The 25,876-nt window shown below is 73.5% G+C and carries 24 protein-coding genes and 1 tRNA gene; 7 read left to right on the forward strand and 18 right to left on the reverse strand.

Annotation, left to right across the window (positions count from 1 at the left end; genetic code table 11):
- Window positions 1–99 precede the first annotated feature (99 nt).
- Window positions 100–174 (forward strand) — tRNA-Val (locus tag AB0K65_RS23245).
- Between the two features lie 54 nt (window positions 175–228).
- On the opposite strand, the gene AB0K65_RS23250 is transcribed toward AB0K65_RS23245, so the two are convergent.
- From AB0K65_RS23250 to AB0K65_RS23265, 4 genes are all read right to left on the reverse strand, one after another.
- Complete coding sequence (locus AB0K65_RS23250) at window positions 229–516, reverse strand: zf-TFIIB domain-containing protein (protein WP_361847457.1); 288 nt, start codon at window positions 514–516, stop codon at window positions 229–231.
- A gap of 40 nt (window positions 517–556) precedes the next feature.
- Window positions 557–1,447, reverse strand: a complete 891-nt coding sequence (locus AB0K65_RS23255) for an aminoglycoside phosphotransferase family protein (RefSeq protein ID WP_365719646.1) — start codon at window positions 1,445–1,447, stop codon at window positions 557–559.
- A 275-nt stretch (window positions 1,448–1,722) separates the two neighbouring features.
- Entirely contained in the window at window positions 1,723–1,890 is a 168-nt protein-coding gene (locus tag AB0K65_RS23260) for a hypothetical protein (protein ID WP_365719474.1), read from the reverse strand.
- Window positions 1,891–2,078: 188 nt separating this feature from the next.
- On the reverse strand, window positions 2,079–2,312 hold the full coding sequence (locus AB0K65_RS23265; protein ID WP_137990476.1) for a hypothetical protein: 234 nt from the start codon (window positions 2,310–2,312) through the stop codon (window positions 2,079–2,081).
- A 195-nt stretch (window positions 2,313–2,507) separates the two neighbouring features.
- Here AB0K65_RS23265 and AB0K65_RS23270 point away from each other — a divergent pair, with 195 nt between their 5' ends.
- Window positions 2,508–3,668: a serine/threonine-protein kinase gene (locus AB0K65_RS23270; RefSeq protein WP_365719476.1), complete on the forward strand. Its 1,161-nt coding sequence runs from the start codon at window positions 2,508–2,510 to the stop codon at window positions 3,666–3,668.
- An 83-nt stretch (window positions 3,669–3,751) separates the two neighbouring features.
- Here the strand turns inward: AB0K65_RS23270 and AB0K65_RS23275 are convergent, their stop codons facing one another.
- From AB0K65_RS23275 to AB0K65_RS23310, 8 genes are all read right to left on the reverse strand, one after another.
- A complete protein-coding gene (locus AB0K65_RS23275) occupies window positions 3,752–4,570 on the reverse strand; it encodes an RNA methyltransferase (protein ID WP_365719478.1) in 819 nt (272 codons plus the stop codon).
- Between the two features lie 88 nt (window positions 4,571–4,658).
- Window positions 4,659–5,891, reverse strand: a complete 1,233-nt coding sequence (gene cobA, locus AB0K65_RS23280) for a uroporphyrinogen-III C-methyltransferase (protein WP_365719480.1) — start codon at window positions 5,889–5,891, stop codon at window positions 4,659–4,661.
- Between the two features lie 254 nt (window positions 5,892–6,145).
- Complete coding sequence (gene cobT, locus AB0K65_RS23285; protein ID WP_365719482.1) at window positions 6,146–9,901, reverse strand: nicotinate-nucleotide--dimethylbenzimidazole phosphoribosyltransferase; 3,756 nt, start codon at window positions 9,899–9,901, stop codon at window positions 6,146–6,148.
- Window positions 9,902–10,205: 304 nt separating this feature from the next.
- A complete protein-coding gene (cbiE, locus tag AB0K65_RS23290) occupies window positions 10,206–11,492 on the reverse strand; it encodes a precorrin-6y C5,15-methyltransferase (decarboxylating) subunit CbiE (RefSeq protein WP_365719484.1) in 1,287 nt (428 codons plus the stop codon).
- An 85-nt stretch (window positions 11,493–11,577) separates the two neighbouring features.
- The gene (locus AB0K65_RS23295) at window positions 11,578–12,213 is read right to left on the reverse strand and encodes a GNAT family N-acetyltransferase (RefSeq protein ID WP_365719486.1); all 636 of its coding nucleotides are present in this window, start codon (window positions 12,211–12,213) and stop codon (window positions 11,578–11,580) included.
- Window positions 12,214–12,378: 165 nt separating this feature from the next.
- The gene (locus tag AB0K65_RS23300) at window positions 12,379–13,239 is read right to left on the reverse strand and encodes a MetQ/NlpA family ABC transporter substrate-binding protein (protein ID WP_365719488.1); all 861 of its coding nucleotides are present in this window, start codon (window positions 13,237–13,239) and stop codon (window positions 12,379–12,381) included.
- A gap of 83 nt (window positions 13,240–13,322) precedes the next feature.
- Window positions 13,323–13,991, reverse strand: coding sequence for a methionine ABC transporter permease (locus tag AB0K65_RS23305; protein ID WP_365719490.1), 669 nt, complete (start codon window positions 13,989–13,991; stop codon window positions 13,323–13,325).
- Complete coding sequence (locus AB0K65_RS23310) at window positions 13,988–15,040, reverse strand: ATP-binding cassette domain-containing protein (RefSeq protein ID WP_365719492.1); 1,053 nt, start codon at window positions 15,038–15,040, stop codon at window positions 13,988–13,990. The genes AB0K65_RS23305 and AB0K65_RS23310 overlap by 4 nt, the downstream gene beginning before the upstream one ends.
- Before the next feature lie 632 nt (window positions 15,041–15,672).
- On the opposite strand from AB0K65_RS23310, the gene AB0K65_RS23315 reads away from it, so the two are divergent.
- Both AB0K65_RS23315 and AB0K65_RS23320 read left to right on the forward strand, forming a co-directional pair.
- Window positions 15,673–16,035 carry a hypothetical protein gene (locus tag AB0K65_RS23315; RefSeq protein WP_365719494.1) on the forward strand — a complete coding sequence of 121 codons (363 nt, stop codon included), beginning with the start codon at window positions 15,673–15,675 and terminating at the stop codon, window positions 16,033–16,035.
- Window positions 16,036–16,037: 2 nt separating this feature from the next.
- Window positions 16,038–16,460, forward strand: a complete 423-nt coding sequence (locus AB0K65_RS23320) for a hypothetical protein (RefSeq protein WP_365719496.1) — start codon at window positions 16,038–16,040, stop codon at window positions 16,458–16,460.
- 51 nt (window positions 16,461–16,511) lie between these two features.
- Here the strand turns inward: AB0K65_RS23320 and AB0K65_RS23325 are convergent, their stop codons facing one another.
- From AB0K65_RS23325 to AB0K65_RS23335, 3 genes are all read right to left on the reverse strand, one after another.
- A complete protein-coding gene (locus AB0K65_RS23325; RefSeq protein ID WP_365719498.1) occupies window positions 16,512–16,994 on the reverse strand; it encodes a GNAT family N-acetyltransferase in 483 nt (160 codons plus the stop codon).
- 17 nt (window positions 16,995–17,011) lie between these two features.
- A complete protein-coding gene (locus tag AB0K65_RS23330) occupies window positions 17,012–17,617 on the reverse strand; it encodes a sigma-70 family RNA polymerase sigma factor (protein ID WP_365719500.1) in 606 nt (201 codons plus the stop codon).
- Window positions 17,618–17,894: 277 nt separating this feature from the next.
- Window positions 17,895–19,076 carry a glycerophosphodiester phosphodiesterase gene (locus AB0K65_RS23335; protein WP_365719502.1) on the reverse strand — a complete coding sequence of 394 codons (1,182 nt, stop codon included), beginning with the start codon at window positions 19,074–19,076 and terminating at the stop codon, window positions 17,895–17,897.
- Window positions 19,077–19,287: 211 nt separating this feature from the next.
- Between AB0K65_RS23335 and AB0K65_RS23340 the strand changes: the two genes are divergently transcribed.
- Window positions 19,288–19,959: a lysophospholipid acyltransferase family protein gene (locus AB0K65_RS23340; RefSeq protein ID WP_365719504.1), complete on the forward strand. Its 672-nt coding sequence runs from the start codon at window positions 19,288–19,290 to the stop codon at window positions 19,957–19,959.
- A gap of 152 nt (window positions 19,960–20,111) precedes the next feature.
- Here AB0K65_RS23340 and AB0K65_RS23345 read toward each other — a convergent pair whose 3' ends face one another.
- Window positions 20,112–21,656, reverse strand: a complete 1,545-nt coding sequence (locus tag AB0K65_RS23345; RefSeq protein WP_365719506.1) for an MFS transporter — start codon at window positions 21,654–21,656, stop codon at window positions 20,112–20,114.
- The gene (locus tag AB0K65_RS23350; RefSeq protein WP_365719508.1) at window positions 21,653–22,204 is read right to left on the reverse strand and encodes a TetR family transcriptional regulator; all 552 of its coding nucleotides are present in this window, start codon (window positions 22,202–22,204) and stop codon (window positions 21,653–21,655) included. Before AB0K65_RS23350 ends, AB0K65_RS23345 begins: the two co-directional genes overlap by 4 nt.
- A gap of 85 nt (window positions 22,205–22,289) precedes the next feature.
- Between AB0K65_RS23350 and AB0K65_RS23355 the strand changes: the two genes are divergently transcribed.
- On the forward strand, window positions 22,290–22,799 hold the full coding sequence (locus AB0K65_RS23355; protein WP_365719510.1) for an HAD domain-containing protein: 510 nt from the start codon (window positions 22,290–22,292) through the stop codon (window positions 22,797–22,799).
- A gap of 16 nt (window positions 22,800–22,815) precedes the next feature.
- Here AB0K65_RS23355 and argH read toward each other — a convergent pair whose 3' ends face one another.
- Window positions 22,816–24,243 carry an argininosuccinate lyase gene (gene argH, locus AB0K65_RS23360; RefSeq protein WP_365719512.1) on the reverse strand — a complete coding sequence of 476 codons (1,428 nt, stop codon included), beginning with the start codon at window positions 24,241–24,243 and terminating at the stop codon, window positions 22,816–22,818.
- 234 nt (window positions 24,244–24,477) lie between these two features.
- Here argH and AB0K65_RS23365 point away from each other — a divergent pair, with 234 nt between their 5' ends.
- Entirely contained in the window at window positions 24,478–25,839 is a 1,362-nt protein-coding gene (locus AB0K65_RS23365; RefSeq protein WP_365719514.1) for a hypothetical protein, read from the forward strand.
- Window positions 25,840–25,876 lie beyond the last annotated feature (37 nt).

The raw sequence follows: 25,876 nt of genomic DNA on the forward strand, positions 1-25,876 counted from the left end.
AGCGGGAGAGCGCTTCCCTGACACGGAAGAGGTCACTGGTTCAATCCCAGTATCGCGCACGCAGCACAACACCTGGTTCCGGATGTCCGGGACCGTCCCGCGCGATTAGCTCAGCGGGAGAGCGCTTCCCTGACACGGAAGAGGTCACTGGTTCAATCCCAGTATCGCGCACCACACGAAGCCCCCGGCCGCCTCTCGGCGCCGGGGGCTTCCGCGTTCCGCTCCCCGTCAGGAGGAGAAGAGCATGCGACCGAAACCGCGCTGGCGGTAGTGACCACCGTGGTGCCCGCCGTGGTGCGGGGCGCCCCAGGCCGGGGCGGCGGGGGCGGGCTGCGCCGGGTAGGCGGGCGGGGCGGGGGCGGGCGGAGCCTGCTGGACCCACTGGGACTCGAGGCGGGTCAGGGCCTCCAGCTCGCCGTAGTCCAGGAATATCCCGCGGCAGCCGCTGCACTGCTCGATCTGGACGCCATTGCGGTTGTACGTGTGCATCGCTGCATGGCACTTGGGACACTGCATGCTCGGCTCAACTCCCTGCCGGTCGAATGGTGGCTTCACTCTAGGGGGACGCAGGCGGGGGCAACTCGGTTCGGAGTGAGCCGATTCGGACACAGGTGTCGATCATCACTTCCTCGACCTCGTCGAGGGGCCGCTCCTCGGCGGTGGACTTGGCGACCGCGAGAGCCGCGGTCTGGACGGTCAGGGCGCGAGCGGGGACGTCCAGTCGGGGCCACGGGTCCTCGGGGGTGACGGCCGGGCCGCCGGCGGCCCCGTACGCGCCGAGGAAACGGGACCAGACGTCCGGGGGGAGGATGCCGGCGGCGAACCAGGCCGCCGGGCGGGCCAGGTCCCAGGCCGGGTCGCCCACGCCGACGTCGTCGATGTCGATCAGCCGCCAGGGACTCCGGGGGACGCCCGGGGCGCGGACCAGCTGGCCGAGGTGGAAGTCGCCGTGGCAGAGGTGTCCGGCGACGGGTCCGCAGCTCGCGGGCAGGGTGTTCCAGGCACGCAGCACCGCCCGGGTCGCCGGGTGCCGCCCCGCCGCGCGCATGCGCTCGACGGCCAGGGCCACCTTGACGGGGGCGCGCATGGGCGGGAGACCGGCGGGGGCGGGTGTGCGGTGCAGCAGGGCGAGGAGCCGGGCCGCGTCCTCCCAGGGCGCCGCGTCGGGATCGGCCGGGTCGACGGGGAGGCCGTAGGGCCAGGCGGTGACGGGACGGCCGTCGACAGGAGCGCCGTCGGCGGGCGCGGGGGTCGCGAGGGGAGGGAGCAGGACCTCGCGGAGCAGGACGTCCGCCGCGACCGCCATCCGCGCGTCATGCGGCGGGCCCCCCGTGCCGGGCGCGTGCGCCTTGACGACGACCCCGCCGTGCCGGACGACGGTGCCGTCCTCCCGGTCGGCGAGAACGCCCTCGGGACAGGCGCAGACGGCCGGGGCCGCGCGGGCCAGGTGGCCGGGGTGGGCGGTGGCGCGTGCGAGGGTGCGCAGCAGGGAGAGGTCGTGGGCGTGCACCCCGGGAGCGTACGCCGCGGCCGGGCCGGCGCGGCGGGGAGAGCCCCGCGCGCCTTCCGCCCCCCCCGGCCGGGTCCCGTCGGGAAAGCGCGAGGGCCGGTCAGCTCCCCAGCTGACCGGCCACACGCTGCCGTCCGCCGCACCCCCGTCCCCACGGGGTTGTTGGCCGGATGTCCCCGACCCGGGCCGCTCTCCCGGGTCCGAGGCGCCGTTCAGCGCCCCAGCATCACGCCCACGGACGACGCCTGTGTGACCACCGCGTCCCAGCCGCCGAAGACGACCACGAGCAGGGTCGCGAGAGGGAGGACCATGGCGGTCGCCACCAGGGGGTGGCGACGGCCCGAAGGACGGGTGTTCATCCGCGGTGCCGTGTACGCCATGGGTCCTCTCCTGTCGTGTCTGACAGCGGCGGGTGTCTGACCTCGGGGGACGAGTACTGCACCCGCCGCTTGACCACAACATTAGGGACCGGGCACCGCCGGGACGTCATGCCCGCGTACCGACTTCCGGGCCTCCCGGAGGATGACCCGCCCCCTCACCGCGTACTCCCCTGGGTGGAGACGCCTCCTCAGGACTGAGGGTCTTCCCTGAGGGGCACCGGCTGCTCGACCAGGGCGAGGACCCGGCTGGCCATGAAACGGGCGGTCCGGACGACCACGCCGGTGCGGGTGACTTCGCTCACTTCCACCACCCCTCGGCGGACCGCCGTCTCCACCCTCCGGCCCGCCCGGCTTGCCACCACTTCGTACGTCCGTGTCGTGTCCCCCGCGTCCACGACTATCTCCACGCGATCACCCTTCATCGAGCCAATCCCCCTTCTGTGACCGGACATTGGGAAATCCCATGGCTTCGTCCGCGGCCGTTGGCCGCGTTCTGACCACCCCTCAAGTGTCCCCCTCAGCACTGACAATCGATCCGTCCGGGAGGGCGCGGCCTATGAGCACACCGGGGCGCCAATACGTAAGCTGTGCCACGTCGAACGGACGAGGGGACGGACATGGCGATGATGCGGCTCCGGCGCGAGGATCCGCGGATCGTCGGGTCGTTCCGGCTCCACCGCAGGCTGGGCGCCGGCGGGATGGGGGTCGTCTATCTCGGCTCCGACCGGCGGGGACAGCGCGTCGCGCTCAAGGTGATCCGGCCGGACCTTGCCGAGGACCAGGAGTTCCGCTCGCGCTTCGCGCGCGAGGTGTCCGCCGCCCGGCGGATCCGCGGGGGCTGTACGGCCCGCCTGGTCGCCGCCGACCTGGAGGCCGACCGCCCCTGGTTCGCCACCCAGTACGTCCCGGGCCCCTCCCTGCACGACCGGGTTGCCGAGGAAGGCCCGCTGCCGGCCGCCGACGTCGCCGCGATCGGGGCCGCGCTCTCGGAGGGCCTCGTCGCCGTCCACGAGGCCGGGGTCGTCCACCGGGACCTCAAGCCGTCGAACATCCTGCTGTCTCCCAAGGGCCCCCGGATCATCGACTTCGGCATCGCCTGGGCCACCGGCGCCAGCACCCTCACCCATGTGGGCACGGCCGTCGGCTCCCCCGGGTTCCTCGCGCCCGAGCAGGTGCGGGGCGCGGCCGTCACCCCGGCCACGGACGTGTTCTCGCTCGGCGCCACCCTCGCCTACGCGGCGATGGCGGACTCACCCTTCGGGCACGGCAGTTCGGAGGTCATGCTCTACCGCGTGGTGCACGAGGAGCCGCAGCTGCACGGCGTACCGGACGCCCTCGCCCCGCTCGTACGGGCGTGTCTGGCGAAGGATCCGGAGGAGCGTCCCAGCACCCTCCAGCTGTCCATGCGGCTGAAGGAGATCGCCGCGCGCGAGGCGCAGGGTCTGCCCGCCTCGCGCCCCCCGGCGCAGCGGGAGCGCACGGAGCAGTCGACGGGAACGGGCAGCCGGCCCACGGAGCGGTACACCGAGCGGGGGACGCAGGGCGGGCAGGCGCAGGGCCCGGCGTCGCGGCCGTCCGGTCCGCGCACGGGCGGCAGGCAGGCACCGCCGTCACGGCCGAACAGCCGCTCGACGGCGTCCCGGCCCGGTGCCCGGTCCACGTCCACGGGCCGCAGGCCCGCCAACCCGCGGCTGCTGCGGCAGCGGCTCTTCGTCTTCGTGGTGGTGACGCTGGTGGTCGCCCTGGGTATCGCCGCCGCCCAGGCCCTCCAGGGCTGAGGCGCCCGGCGGGGTCCCGGAGGGCGTCCCGTCGGCCGCCGCGACCCCGGCGCAGCCGGCACGACAGGACACGGCGACCCGGTTCAGTCCTGGGGGCGCCCGCTCGCGACGGCGTAGAAGGCGACCGCTGCGGCCGCGCCCACGTTGAGCGAGTCGACCCCGAGGGCCATCGGGATGCGCACCCACTCGTCGGCGGCGCGCAGAGCCTGCGCGGACAGGCCGTCGCCCTCGGCGCCGAGCATCAGCGCCGCCCGCTCCAGCTTGTGCGGGGCGGCCGCGTCGATCGGGGACGCCTTCTCGTCGGGGGTGAGCGCGAGCAGCCTGAACCCCGCCTCGCGGACCGCCTCCAGCCCCCGGGGCCACGTCTCCAGGCGGGCGTACGGGACGGAGAAGACCGCGCCCATGGAGACCTTCACCGAGCGGCGGTACAGCGGGTCCGCGCAGTCCGGGGAGAGGAGCACCGCGTCCATGCCGAGCGCGGCGGCGCTGCGGAAGATGGCGCCGATGTTGGTGTGGTCGTTGACCGACTCCATGACGGCGACCCTGCGGGCCGTGCGCAGGAGTTCCTCGGCCGTGGGCAGCGGCTTGCGCTGCATGGAGGCGAGGGCGCCTCGGTGCACGTGGTAGCCCGTGACCCGCTCGGCGAGGTCCGGCTGTACGGCGTACACGGGCGCCGGGACCTCGTCGATGACGTCGCGCATGGCGTCGACCCACTTGGCGGAGAGCAGCATCGACCGCATCTCGTAACCGGCCTGCCTGGCCCGGCGGATGACCTTCTCGCCCTCGGCGATGAAGAGACCCTCGGCCGGCTCGCGTCTGCGCCGCAGCTCGACGTCGGTCAGGCCGGTGTAGTCGCGCAGGCGCGGGTCGTCGGGGTCGTCGATGGTGATGAGTTCGGCCACGAGGTGATACTGCCTTGTCCGGGGTGTGGTGCCAATGTGTGCGGCGGGGGCGTGCGGAGGGGCGCGGGCGGCGGCCCGCCGCGCCCGGTCACCGCACGAGCTTGTCCGGGCCCTCGCCGACGACCTCGCCGATGACGATGACCGCGGGCGGCCGGACCTCCTGGGTCCTGACCGTCTCCGCGACCGTGGCGAGCGTCGCGTCGACCCGGCGCTGGGCGGCCGTCGTGCCCTCCTGGACCAGGGCGAGCGGGGTCCCGGGGTCCTTGCCGTGGGCGACGAGCGCCTCGGCGATCTTCCCGATCTTGTCCACGCCCATGAGGATGACCAGCGTGCCGGTCAGCTTGGCCAGCGAGGCCCAGTCGACCAGGGAGCGCGGGTCGTCGGGGGCGACGTGCCCGCTGACGACGGTGAACTCGTGCGCGACACCGCGGTGGGTGACCGGGATGCCGGCCGCGCCGGGGACGGAGATGGAGCTGGAGATGCCGGGGACGACCGTGCACGCGATGCCCTCGGCGGCGAGCGCCTGGGCCTCCTCCATGCCGCGTCCGAAGACGAACGGGTCGCCGCCCTTGAGGCGCACGACCGACTTCCCGGCCTTGGCGTGCTCGATGAGGGCGTTGTTGATCGCCTCCTGGGCCATGAACCGCCCGTAGGGGATCTTCGCCGCGTCGATCACCTCGACGTGCGGCGGCAGTTCGTCGAGCAGGTCACGCGGTCCGAGGCGGTCGGCGATCACGACGTCGGCCTCGGCGAGCAGCCGCCGGCCGCGGACCGTGATCAGGTCCGGATCGCCGGGGCCGCCGCCGACGAGGGCGACGAAGGGGGTACGGGCGCGGTGCTGCGGGGCCGCCAGGGAGCCGTCCCGCAGGCCCTCGACGATCGCGTCGCGCACGGCGGCGGAGCGCCGGGGGTCGTGGCCCGTGAGCACGGCGACGGTCACGCCCTCGCTGCGGCCGGTGGCCGGGGTCCACGCGGTGGCGGCCTCGGCGTCGTCGGAGCGCACGCACCAGGTCTTGGTCCGCTCGGCCTCGGCGGACGCGGCGGCGTTGGCGGCCGGGTCGCTGGTGGCGACGAGCGCGTACCAGGCGTCGGCGATGTCGCCGTCCTCGTAACGGCGCCGGACCCAGGTGATCTCGCCGGCCTCGGCCATGGCCTCGACGGACGGGGTCGCGGACGGGGAGACCAGGGTGACGTGGGCGCCGGCGGCGATCAGGGCGGGGAGCCTGCGCTGGGCGACCTGGCCGCCGCCGAAGACGACGACGCGGCGGCCGGAGAGGCGCAGTCCGACGGGGTAGGCGGGGTGCTCGGCGTGCTCGGCCATGGGCGTGCGGCTCCTCGGGAGGGGCGGGGCGTGTGCGGGGCCGCTGCGGCGGTGAAGCGGCGGGTGGAGCGGGCGGGTGCGCCGGCTGCGACGGTGAAGCGGCTGGTGGCGCGGCGTGTGTTCGACCTGGGCACACGATATCGGTCACCGGGGATGCGCGGCCTGTGACCCTTGTCCCTCCCCCGGTGCGGGGCCCTCGTTCCGCCGGGGAACGAGGGCCCGCACGCGCGGCCGGCGCGACCGGCCGGCGGCGGCTACTTCTCCGTCACGCCCGCCGAGTCGAAGGTCGCGACCTCGTGCATCGCCCGGGCGGCGCTCTGGACGATCGGGAGGGCCAGGAGCGCGCCCGTGCCCTCGCCGAGGCGGAGGTCGAGGTCGACCAGGGGGCGCAGACCCAGCTTGTTCAGGGCCGCCACGTGGCCCGGCTCGGCGCTGCGGTGACCGGCGATGCAGGCGGCCAGGGACTCGGGGGCGATCGCCCGGGCCACCAGCGCGGCCGCGCCCGTCGAGACGCCGTCGAGGACGACGGGCGTGCGCAGCGACGCCGCGCCCAGGATGAGGCCGACCAGCGCCGCGTGCTCCAGGCCGCCGACCGCCGACAGGACGCCGATCGGGTCCGCCGGGTCCGGCTGGTGGAGGTCGAGGGCGCGGCGGACCACGTCCACCTTCCGCGCGTGCATCTCGTCGTTGATGCCGGTGCCACGGCCGGTGACCTCGACCGGGTCGACGCCGGTGTACACGGAGATCAGCGCCGCCGACGCCGTCGTGTTGGCGATGCCCATCTCACCGGTCAGCAGCGCCTTGTTGCCGGCGGCGACCAGGTCCCGCGCGGTCTCGATGCCCACCTCGATCGCGGCGAGCACCTCCTCCCGCGTCATCGCGAGACCGGCGGTGAAGTCGCCCGTGCCCGGGCGGACCTTGCGGGGCAGCAGCCCCGGCGTGGCCGGCAGCTCGGAGGCGACGCCGACGTCGATGACGCAGACCTCGGCGCCGACCTGGTTGGCGAAGGCGTTGCACACAGCGCCGCCGCCGAGGAAGTTCGCGACCATCTGGCCGGTCACCTCCTGGGGCCACGCCGTGACGCCCTGGGCGTGGACTCCGTGGTCGCCGGCGAAGATGGCGACGGCCGCGGGCTCGGGGATCGGCGGCGGGCACATCCGGGACAGGCCGGAGAGCTGAGCGGAGATGATCTCCAGCATGCCGAGGGCCCCGGCCGGCTTCGTCATCCGCTTCTGCCGCTCCCACGCCTCGCCGAGCGCCTTCGCGTCCAGGGGGCGGATGGTGGAGATGGTCTCCTGGAGCAGGTCGTGCGGCTCCTCGCCGGGCAGCGCGCGGCGGCCGTACGTCTCCTCGTGGACGACCCAGGACAGCGGGCGGCGCTTGGCCCAGCCCGCCTGCATCAGCTCGGGCTCCTCCGGGAACTCGTCGACGTAGCCCACGCACAGGTACGCGACGACTTCGAGGTGCTCGGGCAGGCCGAGGGCGCGGACCATCTCGCGCTCGTCGAAGAAGCTGACCCAGCCGACGCCGAGGCCCTCGGCACGGGCGGCCAGCCAGAGGTTCTCGACGGCGAGGGCGGAGGAGTAGGGCGCCATCTGCGGCTGGGTGTAGCGGCCGAGGGTGTGCCGCCCGCCCCGGGTGGGGTCGGCGGTGACGACGATGTTGACCGGGGTGTCGAGGATGGCCTCGATCTTCAGTTCCTTGAACTGCTTCGCGCGGGCCTTGGGCAGCGACTGGGCGTACGCCTCGCGCTGGCGCTGGGCCAGTTCGTGCATGCTCCGGCGGGTCTCGGCGGAGCGGATGACGACGAAGTCCCAGGGCTGGGAGTGGCCGACGCTCGGGGCGGTGTGGGCGGCCTCCAGGACGCGCAGCAGCACCTCGTGCGGGATCGGGTCCGAGCGGAAGCCGTTGCGGATGTCGCGGCGCTCGCGCATGACGCGCAGGACGGCCTCGCGTTCGGCGTCGTCGTAGCCGGGGGCCGGGGTGCCGGCGGAGACGGGAGCCTCCTCGTGGCCGGCCTCGGCCTGGGGCTCCTCGGCCTGAGTGCGGGGCTCCGCCTCGGACGCGGCCTCGACGTCGGCCTCGGGCGCGACCACGGGCGCGACGTCGGCCTCGGGCGCGGGCTGGACCTCGGGCGCGGGCGCGACCTCGGGCGCGACCGTCGTCTCGGCCGCCGGCGCGGCTTCGGCGTCCGCTGCGGCCTCGGCCTCGGGCAGGGCTTCCGGCGCGGTCTCGGCCTCGGCGTCGGCGCCGGGCTCCTGCCCGCCCGCGGTCACGGGGGCGGCCACCGCGTCGGCCACGGACGCGGCCTCGGTTTCCGGAGCGGCCGCTGCCACGGGCGCGGGCTGCTGCTGCGCATCGGCCGACGGCCCGGGCCCGGCCGCGGGGGCGGCCGGGGCATCGGTCTCCGCCTGCGGCTCGGCCTCGGCCGGGAGCTCCTCCGGCGCGGGCTCGGGGGCTTCCGGGGCGCTCTCCGCGACGACCTGCTCGGGCGTCGGCTCCGAGTCGGCGACGGTCTCGACGACCTGCGACGGCTCGGACGCGGTCTCGGCGGCGGACGCGGGCACGGTCTCGACGACCTGCTCGGGCTGCGCTTCGGCGGCCGATGCGGGCACGGCCTCGGCGACCGGCTCGGACGCGGTCTCGACGGCCTGCTCGGGCTGCGCCTCGGCGGCCGTCTCCGGCTCGGACGGGAGGACGGGAGCGGCCGCGGGCGCGCTTCCGTCGCGCGGCGCGGGAACGGTCGCCAGGGGCTCCTCCGCCTGCGCCTCGGCGATGTCCCCGGGCTCGGCCGGCTCGGCCTCCGCGACGGCGGCCGTCTCCGCCGCCTCGGCGGGCTCCCCGACGGTCTCGGGAACGGGCGCGGCCTCGGGCGTCATCGCCGTCCCCGCCGCCGGCGTCGGTGCGAGGTGGGGCGTGGTCGGCAGCGTGCCCTCGACCGGAACGAACTGGCCGACCGTTTCTGCGGGCGCGACGGACTGCGGGGGCTGCGGGTCCCACGGCACGGCGCCCTGCGGCGGGATGTCGCCGATCTGCGGGCCGGCCTGCGCGGCGGGCCGCTCCTGCGCGTCCTGGGGGATGTCGAGGTACTCGAGGCCGGTCGTCTGCGGGCCGTCCGTGGAGACCGGCATCGGGCCGGGCGCCGTGGCGGCCATCGCGGCCGGGGCGGGCTCGGGGGCGGGCGCGGCGGCCGGGGAGCCGGCGGGACCGCGGTCGGCCAGCGAGCGCACGACTCCCCCGGTGTTGTCGGGGACCGGCGGACCCATGTGCAGCGGGCGGCGGGCGGGCGGCGGGGTCGGAGCGGCGGCCGGCGGCGGCATGCGGACGCCGCCGAGGTCGACGGAGCCGGAGTCCCGGCCGGCCGCCTCGTGGGCGCCGGTGTCCAGGATTCCCGGCTCGTAGCCGTGTTCCGTGGTGACCTGCGAAACCGGCACGCCGTGGGCCGGGGTGCCGAACCCTTCGGCGGAGACGGTGAGGCCGTGCGCGGGGGTGGCCGGGCCTTGGGCGGCGTACGGAGCGCCGTGGGCGTCGGCCGCCTGGCCGTCCGCGAGGGGGACGCCGTGCGCGGGCGTGGCGACTCCGTGGGCCGGTGCGCCCTGGCTCGCGAAGTGCCCGGACGTCTCGTCGGTCGGGACGCCGTGCGCCGGGGTGGACGGGTGGATCTGCCCCTGCTGTGCGGGCGGGACCTGGCCCATCGGCGACTGGGCCGCGAGCGCGTCGGCGAGCGGCCCGGCCAGCGGGTCGGTGAGCGGGTCCACCATCGGCGGCTGCCCCGACGTCTGGGCCGGGGCGTGCGGCGGCACGGCGACCGGCGGCGCCGCCACGGCGCCCGGCTGGTGCTCGCTCCACGCGCCCTGCGCGCCCGGCATCAGCAGGAGGTCGTCTTCTTCGGCTGCGCTCTCGGAGGGGTCCAGGAAGGTGTACGCGGCCGGGGCGGGGATGCCCGGCTGCTCGACCGTGCCTGCGTTCTCCGGCAGCCCCTCGCCCGGGACCTGGCCGGTGTCCGTCATGCGTACCCCTCGCCCATCGCTTGTGCTCCTTCAACCTGCGCCCGTCGACAACAACGAGCGTGCGCGTCGCGCGGCACGAATGACGCGCGGACACCCAAGCATTGTCGCGGCCTTCGGCCATCGTGGCAGGCAGATCCGCCACGGTGCGCTGTGGACTGCGCCACGTCGCGCGTCCCCCTGTTGCGTCCTCCCACGTGAGCGGCTCAAAGCCGCCGCTCTGTGCGGACATGGGCGAACAAAGCACCGAACGTCCTGGGGCGGTACAACGATCGGCCAGCCTACCTGGCCCTGCGCGGGCACTCGATCACGGGGCGCGATCGATCCTGCGGCCGGAGAGCAGGAACACGACCGAGCGTTCGCGTTCGGTCCAGTCGCCCGGGTCCAGGTCGACGCTCTGGAGCAGGGCGCACTCGAGGGTGTACCCGCCGTCGGAGAGGGCCGCGCCGAGGGCCTCGGCCTCGTCGCGGGTGGAGGCGTGGGTGACGATCCGTTCCGGCCTGCGGTCGGTGCAGGCCGTCACGACGGGGGCCCCGCCGCCGCCGATGCGTACGACATCGGGTTCGGGAAGTCGTTCCAGTACATGCGGGGCGCGGCCCGCGACGACGTGGAGCTGGACGCCGGAGCGCCGGGCGGCGGCGTCGGCGCGGGCGCAGGCGGCCGGGTCGGCGTCCACCGCGATCACGGCCGCCCCGAAGCGGGCGGCCTCGACGGAGAGCGCCCCGTCGCCGCAGCCGATGTCCCAGACGAGGTCGCCGACGCGCGGGCCGAGGCGGGCGAGCTGGGCGGCGCGCAGCGTGGGGGTCGCTCCGTTGCCGGCCCGGCGCGCGGTCCCGGCGTCGCTTCCGCTTCCCTTGCCGGTACCGGTTCCGCTTCGGGTTCCGGTCGCCCCGCCCTGGCCGTACTCCTCGTCGTCCGCGGCGGGCAGGGCCCAGCCGCGTACGGCCGGAGTCTCGTGACCCATGAGCCAGCCGCTTCCCTGACCGGTGGTGGATCCGCCGATGACGATGACGACGTTGGGGTCCCGCCAGGCGTGGTCGGCGGCCTTGTCGGAGGTCAGGACGCTGACCTGTTCCCGGTCGGTGCCGAGCGCCTCGCAGATGACGAAGGTGCGGTGGACGCCGTCGAGGAGGAGGGCGAGTTCGGCGGGTCCGGCTCCGGGCGAGGTGAGGACGGCGACCTTGGGGTGGGACCGGCAGACGTTGACCGCGCGGCGCAGGGTGCGCTGGTGGGCGACGACGATCCGGGCGTCGTCCCAGGGCATGCCGGCCCGGGCGAAGGCGGCGGCGACCGAGGAGACCGCCGGGACGACCTCGACCTCCAGGCCGTGCTCGGGGGCGCGCAGGGTGCGGACGACGCCGAAGAAGCCGGGGTCTCCGTCGGCGATGACGACGGCGCTGCCGCGGTGGCCGGCGATGCGGCGGGCGGCGAGGTCGACGCTGCCGAGGCGGATGCGTTCGGCGCCCGGGGGGACCTCCGGCAGGGCGAGGTGGTGGGCCGCGCCGGCCACGAGGGTGGCGGCCGAGAGCGCGGACCGGGCCGCTGCGGTGAGGGGCGAGCCGTCCCAGCCGATCACCGTGACCCGGTCGGCCATCGTCGTGTCTCTCCTGAGGTGTGTCGCCGCCGGTCGGCGGAGGTGTCGGGGAAGGTGTCGAGCGTACCCGGCGTCGTCCGCCGGCTCAGCTCCAGTCGGCGTACGAGGAGTATCCGGCCTCGGCCATCTGGTCGGCGACGCCTTCGAGGTCCTCGGGGAGGAGGCCCCACACGATGAAGTCGGTGCGCAGGTCGGTCCAGCCGCCGTCCTCGGTGCGGGTGCGGGCTATGCACGCGTTCCGCAGGACGCCCTCGCTGATGCAGCCGATCTTCTGCGCGACCTGCTGGGAGGCGGTGTTGTCCGCCGCCGTGCGCAGTTCGAGGCGCTCGAACCGCTGGTCGCCGAAGAGCCATTGGGCGGTGGCGAGCGCGGCTTCGGAGGCGTAGCCCTCGCCGCGGGCCCAGGGCGCGATGATGTAGGACAGCTCGGTGGAGCGGACGCGCCAGTTGGTCTTGCCCAGTTGGATCACACCGACCAGGCGCTGGGTGAGGAATTCGGTGACGGCCAGGTCGATGCCACGGCCGGCGGCGCGCTCGGTGGGCGCGTACTCGTTGATCCAGGTGAGGGCGGCCGCTTCGGTGAACGGCTGGGGCACCGCGGTCCAGGCGGCCACCAGTTCGTCGTTCATCATCTCGGCCAGAGCCGGGGCGTCGGCCTCCTCGAGCGCGCGCAGCACCAACCGGTCCGTGCTGATGGAGATGTCCGGAAACGTGGTAGTCATGCGCAGCTCCATGCCGAGGACCGTCCGAATCGACCGTGAACGCACAGCATGCAGCATGCAGCCGTCGGTGCGCATGGCCGGGTCCGCTGTGGGCGAGGGGCGACGAAGGCCCCGCGCACCGGACGGGATGCGGGGGCCTTCGTCACAAGGATCGTACGGCGGGCCTTACTTGGCGACGGCTCCGAAGGCCGGGACGACCGCGCCGTTCTTGTAGGTGTCCTCGATGTACTTCTTCACCTCGGGCGAGTTGAGGAGCTTGGCGAGCTTCTGCACGCGGGCGTCCTTCTCGTTGCCCTCCTTGACGGCGAGGAAGTTGGCGTAGGGGTTGCCCTCCGCCTTCTCCAGGGCCAGGGAGTCGGTGGCCGGGTTGAGCTTGGCCTCGATGGCGTAGTTGCCGTTGACCACCGCGGCGTCCACGTCGTTCAGGGCGCGGGGCACGGTTGCGGCCTCCAGCTCCTTGAACTCCAGGCCCTTCTTGTCGGTGATGTCGGAGAGCTTGGCGTTGGACCCGACGCCGTCCTTGAGGGTGATCAGACCGTTGTCGGCGAGGAGCTTGAGCGCCCGGCCGCCGTTGGTGGTGTCGTTGGGGACGGCGATGGTCTGGCCGGCCTTGATGTCCTTGAGGTTCTCGACCTTCTTGGAGTAGAGGCCGAGGGGCTCCAGGTGGACGTTGACCACCGGGACGATGTGGGTCTTGTTCTTCAGGTTGAAGTCGTCGAGGTACGGCTTGTGCTGGAAGAAGTTGGCGTCGACCTGGCCGGACTCGGTGGCGGTGTTCGGCAGGACGTAGTCCGTGAACTCCTTCACCTCCAGCTTCAGGCCCTCCTTCGCGGCGAGCTTGTCCTTGACGAACTCGAGGATGTCGGCGTGCGGCGTCGGGGACGCGGCGACGACGAGCGGCTTGTCGGCGGACGCGGCCGGGTCCTTGGACGAGGACGGGTCGGAGGCCGTGCCGCAGGCGGTGAGACCCAGGGCGAGCGCGGCGGTGGCGACGATACCGGCGGTGAGCTTGATGTTCTTACGCACGAAGAGTGCCTCTTTCAGGTGGTGCGGTGGACGCCTGGACAACAAGTCCGGGCTTTTTCTTCGAAAGGACGAAGTCTGGGTGTCTACGCGGTGCGTCCCCGGCGGGCGAGGAGCCGTACGGCGAGGTCGCCGATGACCTGGACGACGGTGACGATCGCGATCAGGACCACGACGGTGACCAGCATGAACTGGGTGTCGAAGCGCTGGTATCCGTAGGTGATGGCCTTGGAGCCGAGCCCCTCGCCGCCGACCGCGCCGGCCATCGCGGAGTAGCCGACGAGCACGATGACGGTGGTGGTGACACCGGAGACGAGCGAGGGCAGGGACTGCGGGAGCAGCACCTTGCGGATGATCGTCGGAACCGATCCGCCCATGGACTGGACGGCTTCCACGAGGCCGTGGTCCACCTCGCGCAGGGCGGTCTCGACGAGGCGCGCGAAGAAGGGGATGGCGCCGATGGCGAGCGGCACGATCATCGCGGTGGGCCCGATGAAGGTGCCGACGACGAACGTGGTGAAGGGGATCAGGGCGATCAGCAGGATGATGAACGGCAGCGAGCGGCCGATGTTCACGATCACGCCGACGACCTTGTTGACCACCGTGTTCTGCAGCAGTCCTCCCTTGTCCGTGAGGACGAGGAGGATCCCGAGCGGCAGCCCGCCGAGGACGGTGACGACGGTGGCCCACAGGACCATGTAGAGCGTGTCGACGGTGCCCTGCTCCAGCAGGGGCTGCATCTCCGACCAGGTCACTTGGCACCTTCCTTGACCAGCGCGGGCGCCGCCTCGGGCGCCGTGTCCTCGTCGACGACGTCGACCTGGAGGCCCTGCTCGCGCAGGAAGCCGACCGGGACGACGTTCTCCTCGTACCGTCCGGGGAGTTCGATCCGCATCCGGCCGATCTGCTTGCCGCCCACGGTGTCCATCGCCGCCCCGAGGATCGAGATGTCGACGTTGTACGTACGGGAGAGCTGGGAGATCACCGGCTGGGTGGCGGCCTCGCCGTGGAAGGTGACGTCGACGACCGTGCGGTCGGGGCCGGTGGCGGCGCCGCCGACCGGGAAGAGCTCGGCCGCCAGCTGGGAGCCGGGGGTGGCGAGAAGTTCGCCCACGGTGCCGGACTCGACGATCCGGCCCTTCTGCATCAGGGCGGCGGAGTCGCAGATCGTCTTGACGACGTCCATCTCGTGCGTGATCAGCAGGACGGTGAGGCCGAGCTGCCGGTTGAGGTCGCGCAGCAGCTGCAGGATGGAGCGGGTGGTCTCCGGGTCGAGGGCGCTGGTGGCCTCGTCGGAGAGCAGCACCTTGGGTTCGCCGGCCAGGGCACGGGCGATGCCGACGCGCTGCTTCTGACCGCCGGAGAGCTGCCCGGGGTATGCCTTGGCCTTGTCGGCGAGGCCGACCAGGTCGAGGAGTTCCAGGGCGCGGCGCGAGCGCTCGGCGCCGGAGACTCCGAGGATCTCGAGCGGCAGCTCGATGTTGTCCTTGACCGTGCGGGAGGACAGGAGGTTGAAGTGCTGGAAGACCATGCCGATGCTGCTGCGCGCCCGGCGCAGGTCCTTGCCGGCACGGCGGCCGCGAGCGGCCAGCGCGGTGAGGTCGACACCGTCGACCGTCACGGTGCCGGAGGTGGGGCGCTCCAGGAGGTTGACGCAGCGGATGAGCGAGGACTTGCCGGCGCCGCTCTGGCCGATCACGCCGTACACCTCGCCCTCGCGGACGTGGAGGTCGACGCCGTCCAGAGCGGTGACCTCGCGGCCTCGCGACTCATAGACCTTGGTCAGGCCCGAAGTGGTGATCACAGGGGTTTCCGTCACTGTCGAGTGCGCGGCGCGGGGTCCGCCGGGCACGGGGCATTCGTCGTTCGGACAGTCAGGCGCAGATCGGCTGGTTTCGGCGGGTGGCCGGGAGGCAGCTCGTGCGCGGGGCAGGGCACGGTCCGGCGCCGGATGGCGGGCGGATCGGCTCGACCGTCGGGTCTCGCTTCGGGGCGCGAGGCTCAGGCGGGGGCCCTCAGAAGGCGCACATTCGACACATACAACGAGCACCGGGCGTGCTGATCGCCTCGGTCGCAAGGGTGCGGCTGCTCGTCGTGGTCATGGCTGCAAGTAAAGCACGCAGGCGTTCGACACCCTTCAGGGTGTCCGAATAGCGGACGTGAACGTCACAGCATGCGGACGGAAGCAGGCCCCGTCCGCCCTGGGCGGCACCCGGCCGCGCCGCCCGTGGCCTGCGGGAACGCCTTAGCCCGCACGATCACGGCGCCCTCGGCCCGCCGCAGCGGGCGGGGCGCGCTGTGGTCAAGACCACGGTCATCTCCGGGCGCCCGGAGCGGTGCCCTGACGGCGGCGACCAGGTGCTCGGGGAGCCGGCGCGCGGGGATGCTCGGGGGGTGCGCGCGGCGGGTCTTTTGGACCGTAATACCCTCGGGCCCATGCTTGACGCCCTGACGGTCGCGGTTTCGGTGGCCGCGCTCGCCCTCGCCGCCTGGTGCGGCTTCGCCGCCTTCCGGGACCAGCCGACCAAGGACTGGCACTTCATCGGCATGGCCGTGGTGACCGTCCTCGCGCTGGCCCAGCTGGTGGTCGGCATCGCCCGGCTGGCGGGCGGCGAGAAGGCCGACGAGGGTGCGACGATCTTCGTCGCGTACCTGCTGGGGGCGCTCTGCGCCGTACCCGCGGCCGGTTTCATGTCGCTCGCGGAGCGGAGCCGGTGGGGTTCGGCGACGGTGGCGGCCGGCGCGGTCGTGCTCGCGGTCCTGGAAGTGCGCCTCTTCGACATCTGGACGGTGGACTGACCATGAGCGTGACGCGTGAGAACCGGACGCGGACGCGGCTCGTCCAGGGCCCCGGGATGCTGCTGGTCTGGCTGTACGGCGTGATGTCGGTGGGCGCGGTCTCGCGCTCGATCTATCAGATCGCGACCGAGTTCGACCGGGCGCCGCTCGCGTACGCGCTCTCGGCGGTGGCCGCGGTGGTGTACGCGTTCATCACCTACACCCTGGTGCGCGGCGGGGACACCGCCCGCAAGGCGGCGCTGGTGTGCTGCGCCGCCGAGCTGGTGGGCGTGCTGACGGTGGGGACCTGGACACTGCTCGACCCGTCCGCGTTCCCGGACGCCACGGTCTGGTCGGACTACGGCTACGGCTACATCTTCATTCCCGTCCTGCTGCCGGTGTCCGGGATCTGGTGGCTCCGCCGCTCCCGGGCCGCGTCCGTCTGAGTCCGGCGGCCGCCCGGGCGGGGCGACCGCCCGACCCGCGCTCGGGACGGGTCAGGCGGCCTTCTCCAGCGTCACGAGCGTGAGGCGCGGCCCGATCTCCCGGGTGCCGACGGCTTCGTACCCCTTGCGGCGGTAGAGACGCAGGTTCCCGTCGCTGCGGTGACCGGTGAAGAGCTGGAAGCGCTTGGCGGCGGGGACCGGGTCGCCGGCGAAGTGGCTTTCGATGGCGTCGAGCAGACGCCCGCCGAGCCCGTGGCGCCGCAGGCGCGGATGGACGATCAGCTTGGCGATCAGGACGGTGCCGGCCTCGTCGGCCCGGCCGCGTACGGAGGCGACGATCTCGTCCCCGAGGCGCGCCACGAGCGCGTGCCCTTCGGCGAGTTCGGCCCGCAGCGCGTCGAGCGTCTGGGTCAGCGGCTCGATGGACCAGTCGCCGTACAGCTCCGCCTCGCTCTGGTAACAGAGGTACTGCAGCTTGAGTATGTGCTCCGCGTCCTGCGCGTCTGCCGCTGAGATGGTCACGCTCATGCCCATGTGCGCACGCCTCCCGCTCACCTGGTCCGCCGGTCGGTTTCCCGCACCCTTCCCCTCGGGCGAGGCGCGGGAACCTCTGCCGCCAGCATTCTGCGCAAACATCCCAGGCACCGGGAACGCATCGGCCCCAGACTGCCCTGTGAGATACCCAACTCTCCTGCGATTTCGCGGTAGGTGGGGTCGGCGGGGTCGAGCATCGCGGTGAGCAGGCGGGGGCAGTGGCCGGGGGTACGGCGGACGGCGGCGCGCACGACGCGGCGCCGTTCGGCCACGAGCGCGGAGCCCTCGGGCGAGGCGTGGGGGTCGACGGCGTACGGCTCGGCGGTGTGCGGATCGGTGGTGTGCGGCCCGGCGGTCTCCTCGCCCTGAGGGGAGGGCTCGCCGTAGGGGCGCTCGCGCAGCGCGGCGCGACGGGCGCGGCGGGCCTCGGCGCGGACCGCCCGGCGCAGCCAGTCGGCGGGACGCTCGGGGGCCGCGTCGTCCTGGAGCCGCTCCAGGAGCTTGAGCCAGACGGCCTGTTCCAGGTCGCCCGGCTCGACACCGGCGGCGGGGGCCTCGGCGCGCGACTCGGCGGCGAGGAGGGGGGCGAGGGTGCGCAGGAGGTGCGGCTCGGGGAGGGTCATGCCCGCGACGATGCCGTGCGGGCGAGGGACGGTTGCGGAGCCGGGCGCAAACCACCCGGTCGGGGGTTCCGGCGGCGCGCCATGGTCGTGATCGCCGCCGGGTGGCGCGCCGCCCTCGTGGTTCCCCCGCATGCGCACGTCGTGGTTCCCGCCGGATGCCGCCGCCCGGGGCGGCTGCCGGCGCCCTGATGGCGCCACCGGCGACGGGCCCGGAGGCGGACGGCGTGGCGCCGTCGGCCAGGGGCCCGGAGCCTGACCGGGCGGCGCCACCGGCGAGTCAGCTCGCGGTGACGTCCGCCGCGGCGAGGAGGGCCGTGTCCGGGTTGTCGGAGAAGACGCCGTCGATGCCCGTCGCCAGATACGCCTTCAGGGCGCCGAAGGCGTCTCCGTAGGCGTTCGGGTCCGTGCCCCGGCGGAAGTCCGCGGGCAGGAAGGCGTTCTCGTTGCGCTGGGTGTACGGGTGGAGGATCAGCCCGCGCGCGTGGGCGTCGCGCACCAGGGTGGTCGGGGTGCCCAGCCGGCCCCCGGCGTCCCGCGGGATGACCAGGTCCAGGGTGGGGCCGATGCCCTGGGCGTACGAGGAGATCCAGCGCAGGCCCTCCGGGGTGACGAGGTCGGCGACCGTGCGGGGGTCGCCCGCCGCGACGAAGTCCCAGGGGCGGCTGCTCGCGCCCGAGAGCAGGACCACGCGCGGGGAGTCGACCAGCTTGGCGAGCCGCTGGACGCTGCTGGGCTCGAAGGACTGGAGGAAGACCGGCGAGTCGGCACGGTGCCGTCCGTACCGGCGCAGCAGCTTGGCGAGCCGCTCCTCCAGGCCGAGGCCGAGGGAGCGGAAGTAGGAGGGGTGCTTGGTCTCGACGTGCAGCCACACCTGCCGGCCCCGGCGGCGCCCCTCCCGCTCGGCCCAGCGCAGCACCTCCTCGAAGGTGGGGATCTCCCAGCGGCCGTCGTAGAGGGTGTTCTCCTGACGGGTGCCCGGAATCCGCTCCTTGGCGCGCAGGGTCTTCAGCTCGGCGAGCGTGAAGTCCTCGGTGAACCAGCCCGTGAAGGAGGTGCCGTCGACGGACTTGGTGGTCCTGCGGGAGGCGAACTCCGGGTGGTCGGCGACGTCGGTCGTCCCGGTGATGTCGTTCTCGTGACGGCATACGAGGTGACCGTCCTTGGTGGGGACGAGGTCCTGCTCGATCACGTGGGCGCCGAGGTCGAGGGCGAACTGGTAGGAGCCCAGGGTGTGCTCGGGGCGGTAGCCGCTGGCGCCGCGGTGGGCGATGACGGTGGGGACGGGAAGGGAGCGGTAGCCGTGACCCCTGCCCCTGGCCCCGGCGGCGTCCGCGGTTGCGGCGGCGTACGCGGTCCCGGCGGGCAGGACCGCCGAGGCGCCCAGCACGGCCGCTCCCGCCACTCCGGCCGCTCCGAGGACCGTCCGCCGTGCCGGGGTCCGGTCTGCTCCCTGTGTCATGAAGGCTCCTCCAGTGTGATGTCCCGCACCTGTCAATCGTGGTCCCGACCGTAGGCAGTCATCCCTTACCTGCGGCAGATGCTGGTCGAACATGGCGGAAACACGCGTCAACACTGCGTATCCGGTCCGTGAACCCGATGTGCGCACCGCGGTGACCCGCGAGTATCGTCGCGACCTGCACCGACCACCCGTCCCGACACCGGAGGAACCGTTGTCCCGTCTCGCACTCATCAAGGCAGTGCTCGGACCGATCCTGCGCCTGATGTTCCGTCCTCGTGTGGAGGGCGTCGAGAACATCCCCGGGACGGGTCCGGTGATCCTGGCGGGCAACCACCTCACGTTCATCGACTCGATGATCATGCCGATCTGCACGGACCGCCCGGTCTTCTTCATCGGCAAGGACGAGTACGTCACGGGCAAGGGCTTCAAGGGCCGGCTGATGGCCTGGTTCTTCACCAGTGTCGGCATGATCCCGGTGGACCGTGACGGGGGCCGCGGCGGTGTCGCGGCTCTGATGACGGGGCGTCGGGTGCTGGAGGAGGGCAAGATCTTCTCGATCTACCCGGAGGGCACCCGCTCCCCCGACGGCCGGCTGTACCGGGGCCGTACGGGCATCGCGCGCCTGACCCTGATGACGGGCGCGCCGGTGGTGCCGTTCGCCATGATCGGTACGGACAAGATCCAGCCGGGCGGCTCGGGGCTGCCGCGTCCCGGGCGGGTCACGGTCCGGTTCGGCGAGCCGATGGAGTTCTCGCGGTACGAGGGGATGGACCGCGACCGCTATGTACTGCGGGCGGTGACGGACTCGGTGATGGCCGAGGTCATGCGCCTGTCGGGCCAGGAGTACGTGGACATGTACGCCACCAAGGCGAAGGCGGCGTGACGCCGGTCCGCACGGTGTGAGACGAGCGGCGCCCCCGCACGGCGAAGGCCGTACGGGGGCGCCGCCGCGTTTCCGGGGCCCCGGCGCGGGCCGGGCCCGGAGCGCGAGAGACACCCGGGCGCGGCACGGCGCCCTCGGGCCGCCGGGTGGCGTCAGTGCTCGACGCCGCCCTCCAGCTTCTGGCCCCGCAGGAGGAACCAGGCCGCGACCGCCGTCGCGAGGAGGACCGTCGCTCCCACGCCCGCCGCGATGCGCAGGCCGTCGACGAAGGCCACCTGGGCCGCGGAGACCAGGGCGCTCGCCGTGTCGGGGGCGAGGCCCGCGGATGCCTCCACCGCGCCGCCGAGCGACTCGTGCGCGGCGGCGGCCGTCGCCGCGGGCACACCGGCCGGCGTCGCGAAGCCCTGGTACACGCCGGTCACGATCGAGCCGAGGAGCGCGATGCCGAGCGCCGCGCCCAGTTCGTACGCGGTCTCGGAGACGGCGGAGGCGGAACCGGCCTGCTCCTTCGGGACGCTGGAGAGGATCACGTCGGCGGTGACGGTGAAGGAGAAGCCGGCGCCGAGGCCGACGACCAGCAGCGCCCCTCCGAGGAGCGGATATCCGGTCTCCCTGTGGACCAGCGTGATGACCGCGAGCGCCAGGCCGATGGCGCCGAGGCCGCCGGCGACGACGCCGCGCACCGAGTACCGCCGGGCGTACCGGCCCGCGACCAGACCGGTGACCACGGCGCCGACGGCGGCGGGCAGTTCGGCCAGCCCGGCCTCCAGCGGGTCGCGCCCCTGGACGAGTTGCAGGAACTGGGAGAGGAAGAAGACCAGTCCGGACAGTCCGAAGACGGTGAGCAGGTCGGCGAGGACCGCGCCGGAGAAGCCCCGGTGCCGGAACAGCCGCATGTCGAGCAGCGGCGCGGTCAGCGCGTACTGGCGCCGGACGAAGGCGTGGAGGGCGACGGCTCCGATGACGGCGGCCGCGCCGGCCTCCCACGTCGGGCCGTGCGAGGCGACCTCCTTGACGGCGTAGACGACACCGATGACGCCGACGAGGGAGAGGCCGACGCTGGCAAGGTCCCAGGGACCGGCCACCGGGTTCCTGGACTCGGGCAGCAGCTTGATGCCGACGAGGACCAGCGCGGCCATCACCGGCAGGTTGATGAGGAAGACCGAGCCCCACCAGAAGTGCTGGAGCAGCGCACCGCCGACGACCGGGCCGACGGCCGCGCCGGCCGAGGCGGTGGCGCCCCAGATGCCGATGGCGAGGCTGCGCTCCTTGGGGTCGTGGAAGATGTTCCGGATGAGCGCCAGGGTCGACGGCATCAGCGTCGCGCCGGCGACGCCGAGGAGGGCGCGGGCGACGATCATCATCTCGGGACTGGTGGCATACGCGTTGAGCACGGAGACGGCACCGAAGGCGGTCGCCCCGATCAGGAGCAGCCTCTTGCGGCCGATCCGGTCTCCGAGGGAGCCCATGGAGACCAGGAGTCCGGCGATGACGAAGGAGTAGATGTCGCCGATCCACAGCAACTGCGTACCGGACGGCTCGAGGTCCTCGCTGAGCGCGGGCGTCGCCAGACCGAGCACGGTGGCGTCCACGGCGACCAGCAGGACGGCCAGGACGAGAACCGAGAGCGCGAGCCAGCGGCCGGGGCTCTTCACCTCCGTCCCCGTCGTCGGGCTCAGCTGCTGGGTCCTGCTCATTTCTCCACGCTCCGTCGTGCGCCACCGAGCAGCAGCTCGGTGATCATGTACTGAAAGTCGTTGGTCGCGACCCGTCCGTCCATCACGGACCAGGCACAGGCCGAGACGAGCCCGTAGAGGGCCTCGGTGAGCCAGGCGGGGCTCAGGTCGATCCGGAAGGTGCCCTCCTCCTGGCCGCGCCGGAAGAGGGCGCTGACCCTCGCGTCGAGCCGGGCCCAGCCCTCGTCGACGTCGTCGCCCTCGAAGAGCTGGTTCTCGGTGACGAGGAACGCCAGCAGCTGCGCGTTGGGCTCGGTCGCGGCGACGAGCCGCCGCAGCGCCTCGTCGGCCGGGCCCTCGTCGAGACGTGCGGCGTCGCACGCGGCCTCGAACTCCCGGAGACCCATCGCCTCGAGGGCTCTGACCAGCGCGTCCCGCCCGGCGAAGTGCCGGTGCAGGGTGGCGCGGCCGATGCCGGCGGCCCGGGCGACCTCGTCCATGGTGGCGGTCGATTTCCGGGCGAGCAGGGCGGCGGCGGCGCGGAGCACCTGGGTGCGGTCGACTGACATGAGACAACCATACACCGAATGAGACGCCAGTGTCTCATTCGGTAAATCGACGCCTCCGCTCATGGCGGCCAGGAATGCTGTGACCATGAAGAAGCCGTTGCTGCTGCTCGATGGGGACGGTCCGCTGAATCCCTATGCGGCCCAGCCCGAGCGCCGCCCGGAGGGGTACACCACGCACCGGATGCGACCGGGCGGCTGGCTCGGCAGGAAGCCGCTGCGGGTGTGGCTCGATCCCGCCCACGGCGGCGAGCTGCGGGCCCTCGCCGAGGCGTACGAGCTGGTGTGGGCGACGACTTGGAAGGGCGAGGCGAACCACTGGATAGCGCCGCGACTCGGGCTGCCTGAGCTGCCGTTCGTCGACTGGCCCTCGATGCACGGAAAGGCCCCTCGCGGGACCTTCTGGAAGACGCGGTACATCCTGGAGTACGCGGCGGGGCGGCCGTTCGCCTGGGTCGACGACGACATCACGTCGTACGACCACGCGTACGTGGAGCACCATCGCAGCGCCGCCGCCCTGTTGCTGCGTGTCGACCCCCGGCTCGGGCTGCTCCGGCCGGACTTCGACGCGCTCGCGGAATGGGCGGCGGCGCTGTGACGTGGGACGGGGAGGGCTACTTCCTCGCGGCGGCCCAGGCGTGCTGGATCACCAGGTCCGCCTTGACCTCCACCAGCTGGGCGGCGACCGCGGACGGGGCGGTGCCGCCGCGGCCGTCGCGGGAGGCGAGGGCGCCGGGGACGTTGAGGACGCCGCGCACCTCGGGGGTGAGGTGCGGGGAGATCTTCGCGAACTGCTCGTCCGTGAGCTCGTCCAGCTCCTTGCCGTCCGCCTCGGCGACCTTGACGCACTCGCCGGCGACCTCGTGCGCCACCCGGAACGGCACACCCTGCCTGACCAGCCACTCGGCGATGTCGGTGGCGAGCGAGAAGCCGGCCGGCGCCAGTTCCTCCATGCGCTCCCGGTTGACCGTGAGCGTCGCCATCATGCCGGTGAAGGCCGGGAGCAGGACCTCAAGCTGGTCGCAGGAGTCGAAGACCGGCTCCTTGTCCTCCTGGAGGTCGCGGTTGTAGGCGAGCGGCAGCGCCTTGAGCGTGGCCATGAGTCCGGTGAGGTTGCCGATGAGGCGTCCGGACTTGCCCCGGGCCAGCTCGGCGATGTCCGGGTTCTTCTTCTGCGGCATGATCGACGAGCCGGTGGAGAAGGCGTCGTGCAGGGTCACGAAGGAGAACTCCTTCGTGTTCCAGATGATGATCTCCTCCGCGATGCGGGAGAGGTTCACCCCGATCATCGCCGTGATGAAGGCGAACTCGGCGACGAAGTCACGGGAGGCCGTGCCGTCGATGGAGTTGCCGGCCGAACCGCGCTCGAAGCCCAGGTCCTTGGCGACCGCCTCCGGGTCGAGCCCGAGGGAGGAGCCGGCCAGGGCCCCGGAGCCGTACGGCGAGACGGCCGTGCGGGTGTCCCACTGGCGCAGCCGCTCGGCGTCCCGGGAGAGGGACTGGACGTGGGCGAGGACGTGGTGGGCGAAGAGCACCGGCTGAGCGTGCTGGAGGTGGGTCCGGCCCGGCATGGCCACGTCCGCGTGGGCCTCCGCGAGGCCGACGAGCGCGTCCTGGAGGTCGGCGATGAGGCCGCCGATGATCCGGGCGTGGTCGCGCAAATACATCCGGAAGAGGGTGGCGACCTGGTCGTTGCGGGACCGTCCGGCGCGCAGCTTGCCGCCGAGATCGGCGCCGAGACGCTCCAGCAGGCCGCGCTCCAGAGCCGTGTGCACGTCCTCGTCGGCGATCGTGCCGACGAACGAGCCGTCGGCGACGTCCGCCTCCAGCCGGTCGAGGCCGGCGAGCATCCGCGTCAGCTCGTCCTCGGTGAGGAGGCCCGCCTTGTGGAGCACACGCGCGTGGGCACGAGATCCGGCGATGTCGTACGGCGCGAGCCGCCAGTCGAAGTGGACCGACGCGGACAGCTTCGCGAGGGCCTCGGCGGGGCCGTCGGCGAAGCGGCCGCCCCAGAGCCGGACGTCACCGTTGTTGCTGCTCACAGCTGCTGCTCCTCAGGGCAAGGGTGGAGATGTGCGACCACCTTCCCGGGGTGGGTGGACGACCGGGGAGGCGGCTGTGGAACGACCGGGGGTCGCGCGAGGTCACGCCGGTGGCGGCCTTCGCGGAGGGCCTGACGTTGCGATAGGCATAACTATGCGGTCCTCCGTATGTTCTGTCAATTTCAGGACGGAACATCGGGAGCGCGCACCGGAGGCGACGCCTAGGCTCCCCCCATGCCGAGCAGGGACATCGAGCACGCCGTGGCACTGGCGCAGGGAACACCGATCACCGAGGCGATCGACGTCTTCGACGCGGCCCAGTGGACCGGACTCGACCGCGCGGTCCGGGAGGCGGCCGGGTACCGGCCGTCGAAGCTCCCCTCCTTCGCGTGGGCGATCGATCGTCCCGCCCGCCGGGTGACCTGGGCGTGGGACGCGCCCCTGCCGTCGGTGGACCTGTCACGCCGCCGTGTGCACCCCGCGCCTCCCGAGACCGAGGTCGCCCTCGCCCTGTGCCACCCCGACGGCCGGATACGGCAGGCCGCCCTGCGGCGGGCCAAGGGGCTGCCCGCCCTGCTCCCCCTGATCGCGATCCGTTGCGCGGACTGGGTGGAGCCGGTCCGCGCGGACGCGCGGAGCCTGCTGCGGGCCGCGCTGCCGGGCGTCGGCCACGAGGGGATCGTGGCCCTGGCCGCCGTCGTCCTGCGGATCTCGGGCCGACAGCGCGCGGACGTCGCCCTCGACCTCATGGAGACCGCCCTGGCAGCGGGCCCCGCATCCACGCTCGACGCCGTCCTCGCGAGCGGCGACCGGGCCGTGCGAAGGCTCGGACACCGGCTCGCCGCCGAACGCGGGCTCTTCTCCCCCGCTCGGCTGGCCTCGATCGCCGCCACGGACGAGGACGTGGTCGTCCAGGACCTCTGCGCGAGCGGCGTGCTCGCGGCGGTCGACGTCACCACCGGCGACGACGTCCTCCACCCGCTGCTGCGGTCCCCGTACCCGCGGGTGCGATCGGCCGGTGTGACGGCCTTGCGCCGCGCGGAGCGGCACGACGAGGCCGAGCCCTTCCTCACGGACCGGTCCGCGCTGGTGCGCGCCTGCGCACGCTACGTGCTGCGGAAGGCCGGGACCGACGCCGCCCCCCTCTACCGAGCGCTGTGCGCGGGCCCGGACGTGGCGCCCGGCGCGCCGATCGGGCTCGCCGAGTGCGGTTCGCGGGAGGACGCGGATCTGCTGTGGCCGCTGACCCGCCACCCGCGCGACGGTGTGCGCGCCCGCGCCGTGGCCGGCCTGCGGCTCCTGGAGACCGTGGATCCGGCACGGCTGACGGTGCTGCTCGACGACCCCGCGCCCGGCGTCGTACGGGAGGCGGCGGGCGCGCTCGTCCCGTGGGCGCACCGGCTGTGCCCGGCGGAGCTGACGGAGCGCCTGGCCGCGGACCGGCCACGGCACGTGCGGGCCGGAGCCTTCCGGCTGCTGGCCGCGCGGGGCGGGGAGGCGTACCTGGAGGCGGCGCGGCGGCTGAGCGGCGACCCGGACGCGAGACTGCGGGCGGGCGCGCTCGCGGTGCTGCGGCACGAGGGCACCACCTGGTGAGATGGTGCCGCCCCGCCTCTCCTGACGCGGGAGAATC

The organism is Streptomyces sp. NPDC053755 (assembly GCF_040677675.1).
Taxonomy (GTDB): Bacteria; Actinomycetota; Actinomycetes; order Streptomycetales; family Streptomycetaceae; genus Streptomyces.

What these genes read in the sequence shown, in the direction of transcription:
- AB0K65_RS23250 (WP_361847457.1), bottom strand. Translation starts at nt 516, where the DNA reads ATGCAGTGTCCCAAGTGCCATGCAGCGATGCACACGTACAACCGCAAT.
- AB0K65_RS23260 (WP_365719474.1), bottom strand. Translation starts at nt 1,890, where the DNA reads ATGGCGTACACGGCACCGCGGATGAACACCCGTCCTTCGGGCCGTCGC.
- AB0K65_RS23265 (WP_137990476.1), bottom strand. Translation starts at nt 2,312, where the DNA reads ATGAAGGGTGATCGCGTGGAGATAGTCGTGGACGCGGGGGACACGACA.
- AB0K65_RS23270 (WP_365719476.1), top strand. Translation starts at nt 2,508, where the DNA reads ATGGCGATGATGCGGCTCCGGCGCGAGGATCCGCGGATCGTCGGGTCG.
- cobA (WP_365719480.1), bottom strand. Translation starts at nt 5,891, where the DNA reads ATGGCCGAGCACGCCGAGCACCCCGCCTACCCCGTCGGACTGCGCCTC.
- cobT (WP_365719482.1), bottom strand. Translation starts at nt 9,901, where the DNA reads ATGACGGACACCGGCCAGGTCCCGGGCGAGGGGCTGCCGGAGAACGCA.
- cbiE (WP_365719484.1), bottom strand. Translation starts at nt 11,492, where the DNA reads ATGGCCGACCGGGTCACGGTGATCGGCTGGGACGGCTCGCCCCTCACC.
- AB0K65_RS23295 (WP_365719486.1), bottom strand. Translation starts at nt 12,213, where the DNA reads ATGACTACCACGTTTCCGGACATCTCCATCAGCACGGACCGGTTGGTG.
- AB0K65_RS23315 (WP_365719494.1), top strand. Translation starts at nt 15,673, where the DNA reads ATGCTTGACGCCCTGACGGTCGCGGTTTCGGTGGCCGCGCTCGCCCTC.
- AB0K65_RS23320 (WP_365719496.1), top strand. Translation starts at nt 16,038, where the DNA reads ATGAGCGTGACGCGTGAGAACCGGACGCGGACGCGGCTCGTCCAGGGC.
- AB0K65_RS23325 (WP_365719498.1), bottom strand. Translation starts at nt 16,994, where the DNA reads ATGGGCATGAGCGTGACCATCTCAGCGGCAGACGCGCAGGACGCGGAG.
- AB0K65_RS23330 (WP_365719500.1), bottom strand. Translation starts at nt 17,617, where the DNA reads ATGACCCTCCCCGAGCCGCACCTCCTGCGCACCCTCGCCCCCCTCCTC.
- AB0K65_RS23335 (WP_365719502.1), bottom strand. Translation starts at nt 19,076, where the DNA reads ATGACACAGGGAGCAGACCGGACCCCGGCACGGCGGACGGTCCTCGGA.
- AB0K65_RS23345 (WP_365719506.1), bottom strand. Translation starts at nt 21,656, where the DNA reads ATGAGCAGGACCCAGCAGCTGAGCCCGACGACGGGGACGGAGGTGAAG.
- AB0K65_RS23350 (WP_365719508.1), bottom strand. Translation starts at nt 22,204, where the DNA reads ATGTCAGTCGACCGCACCCAGGTGCTCCGCGCCGCCGCCGCCCTGCTC.
- AB0K65_RS23355 (WP_365719510.1), top strand. Translation starts at nt 22,290, where the DNA reads ATGAAGAAGCCGTTGCTGCTGCTCGATGGGGACGGTCCGCTGAATCCC.
- AB0K65_RS23365 (WP_365719514.1), top strand. Translation starts at nt 24,478, where the DNA reads ATGCCGAGCAGGGACATCGAGCACGCCGTGGCACTGGCGCAGGGAACA.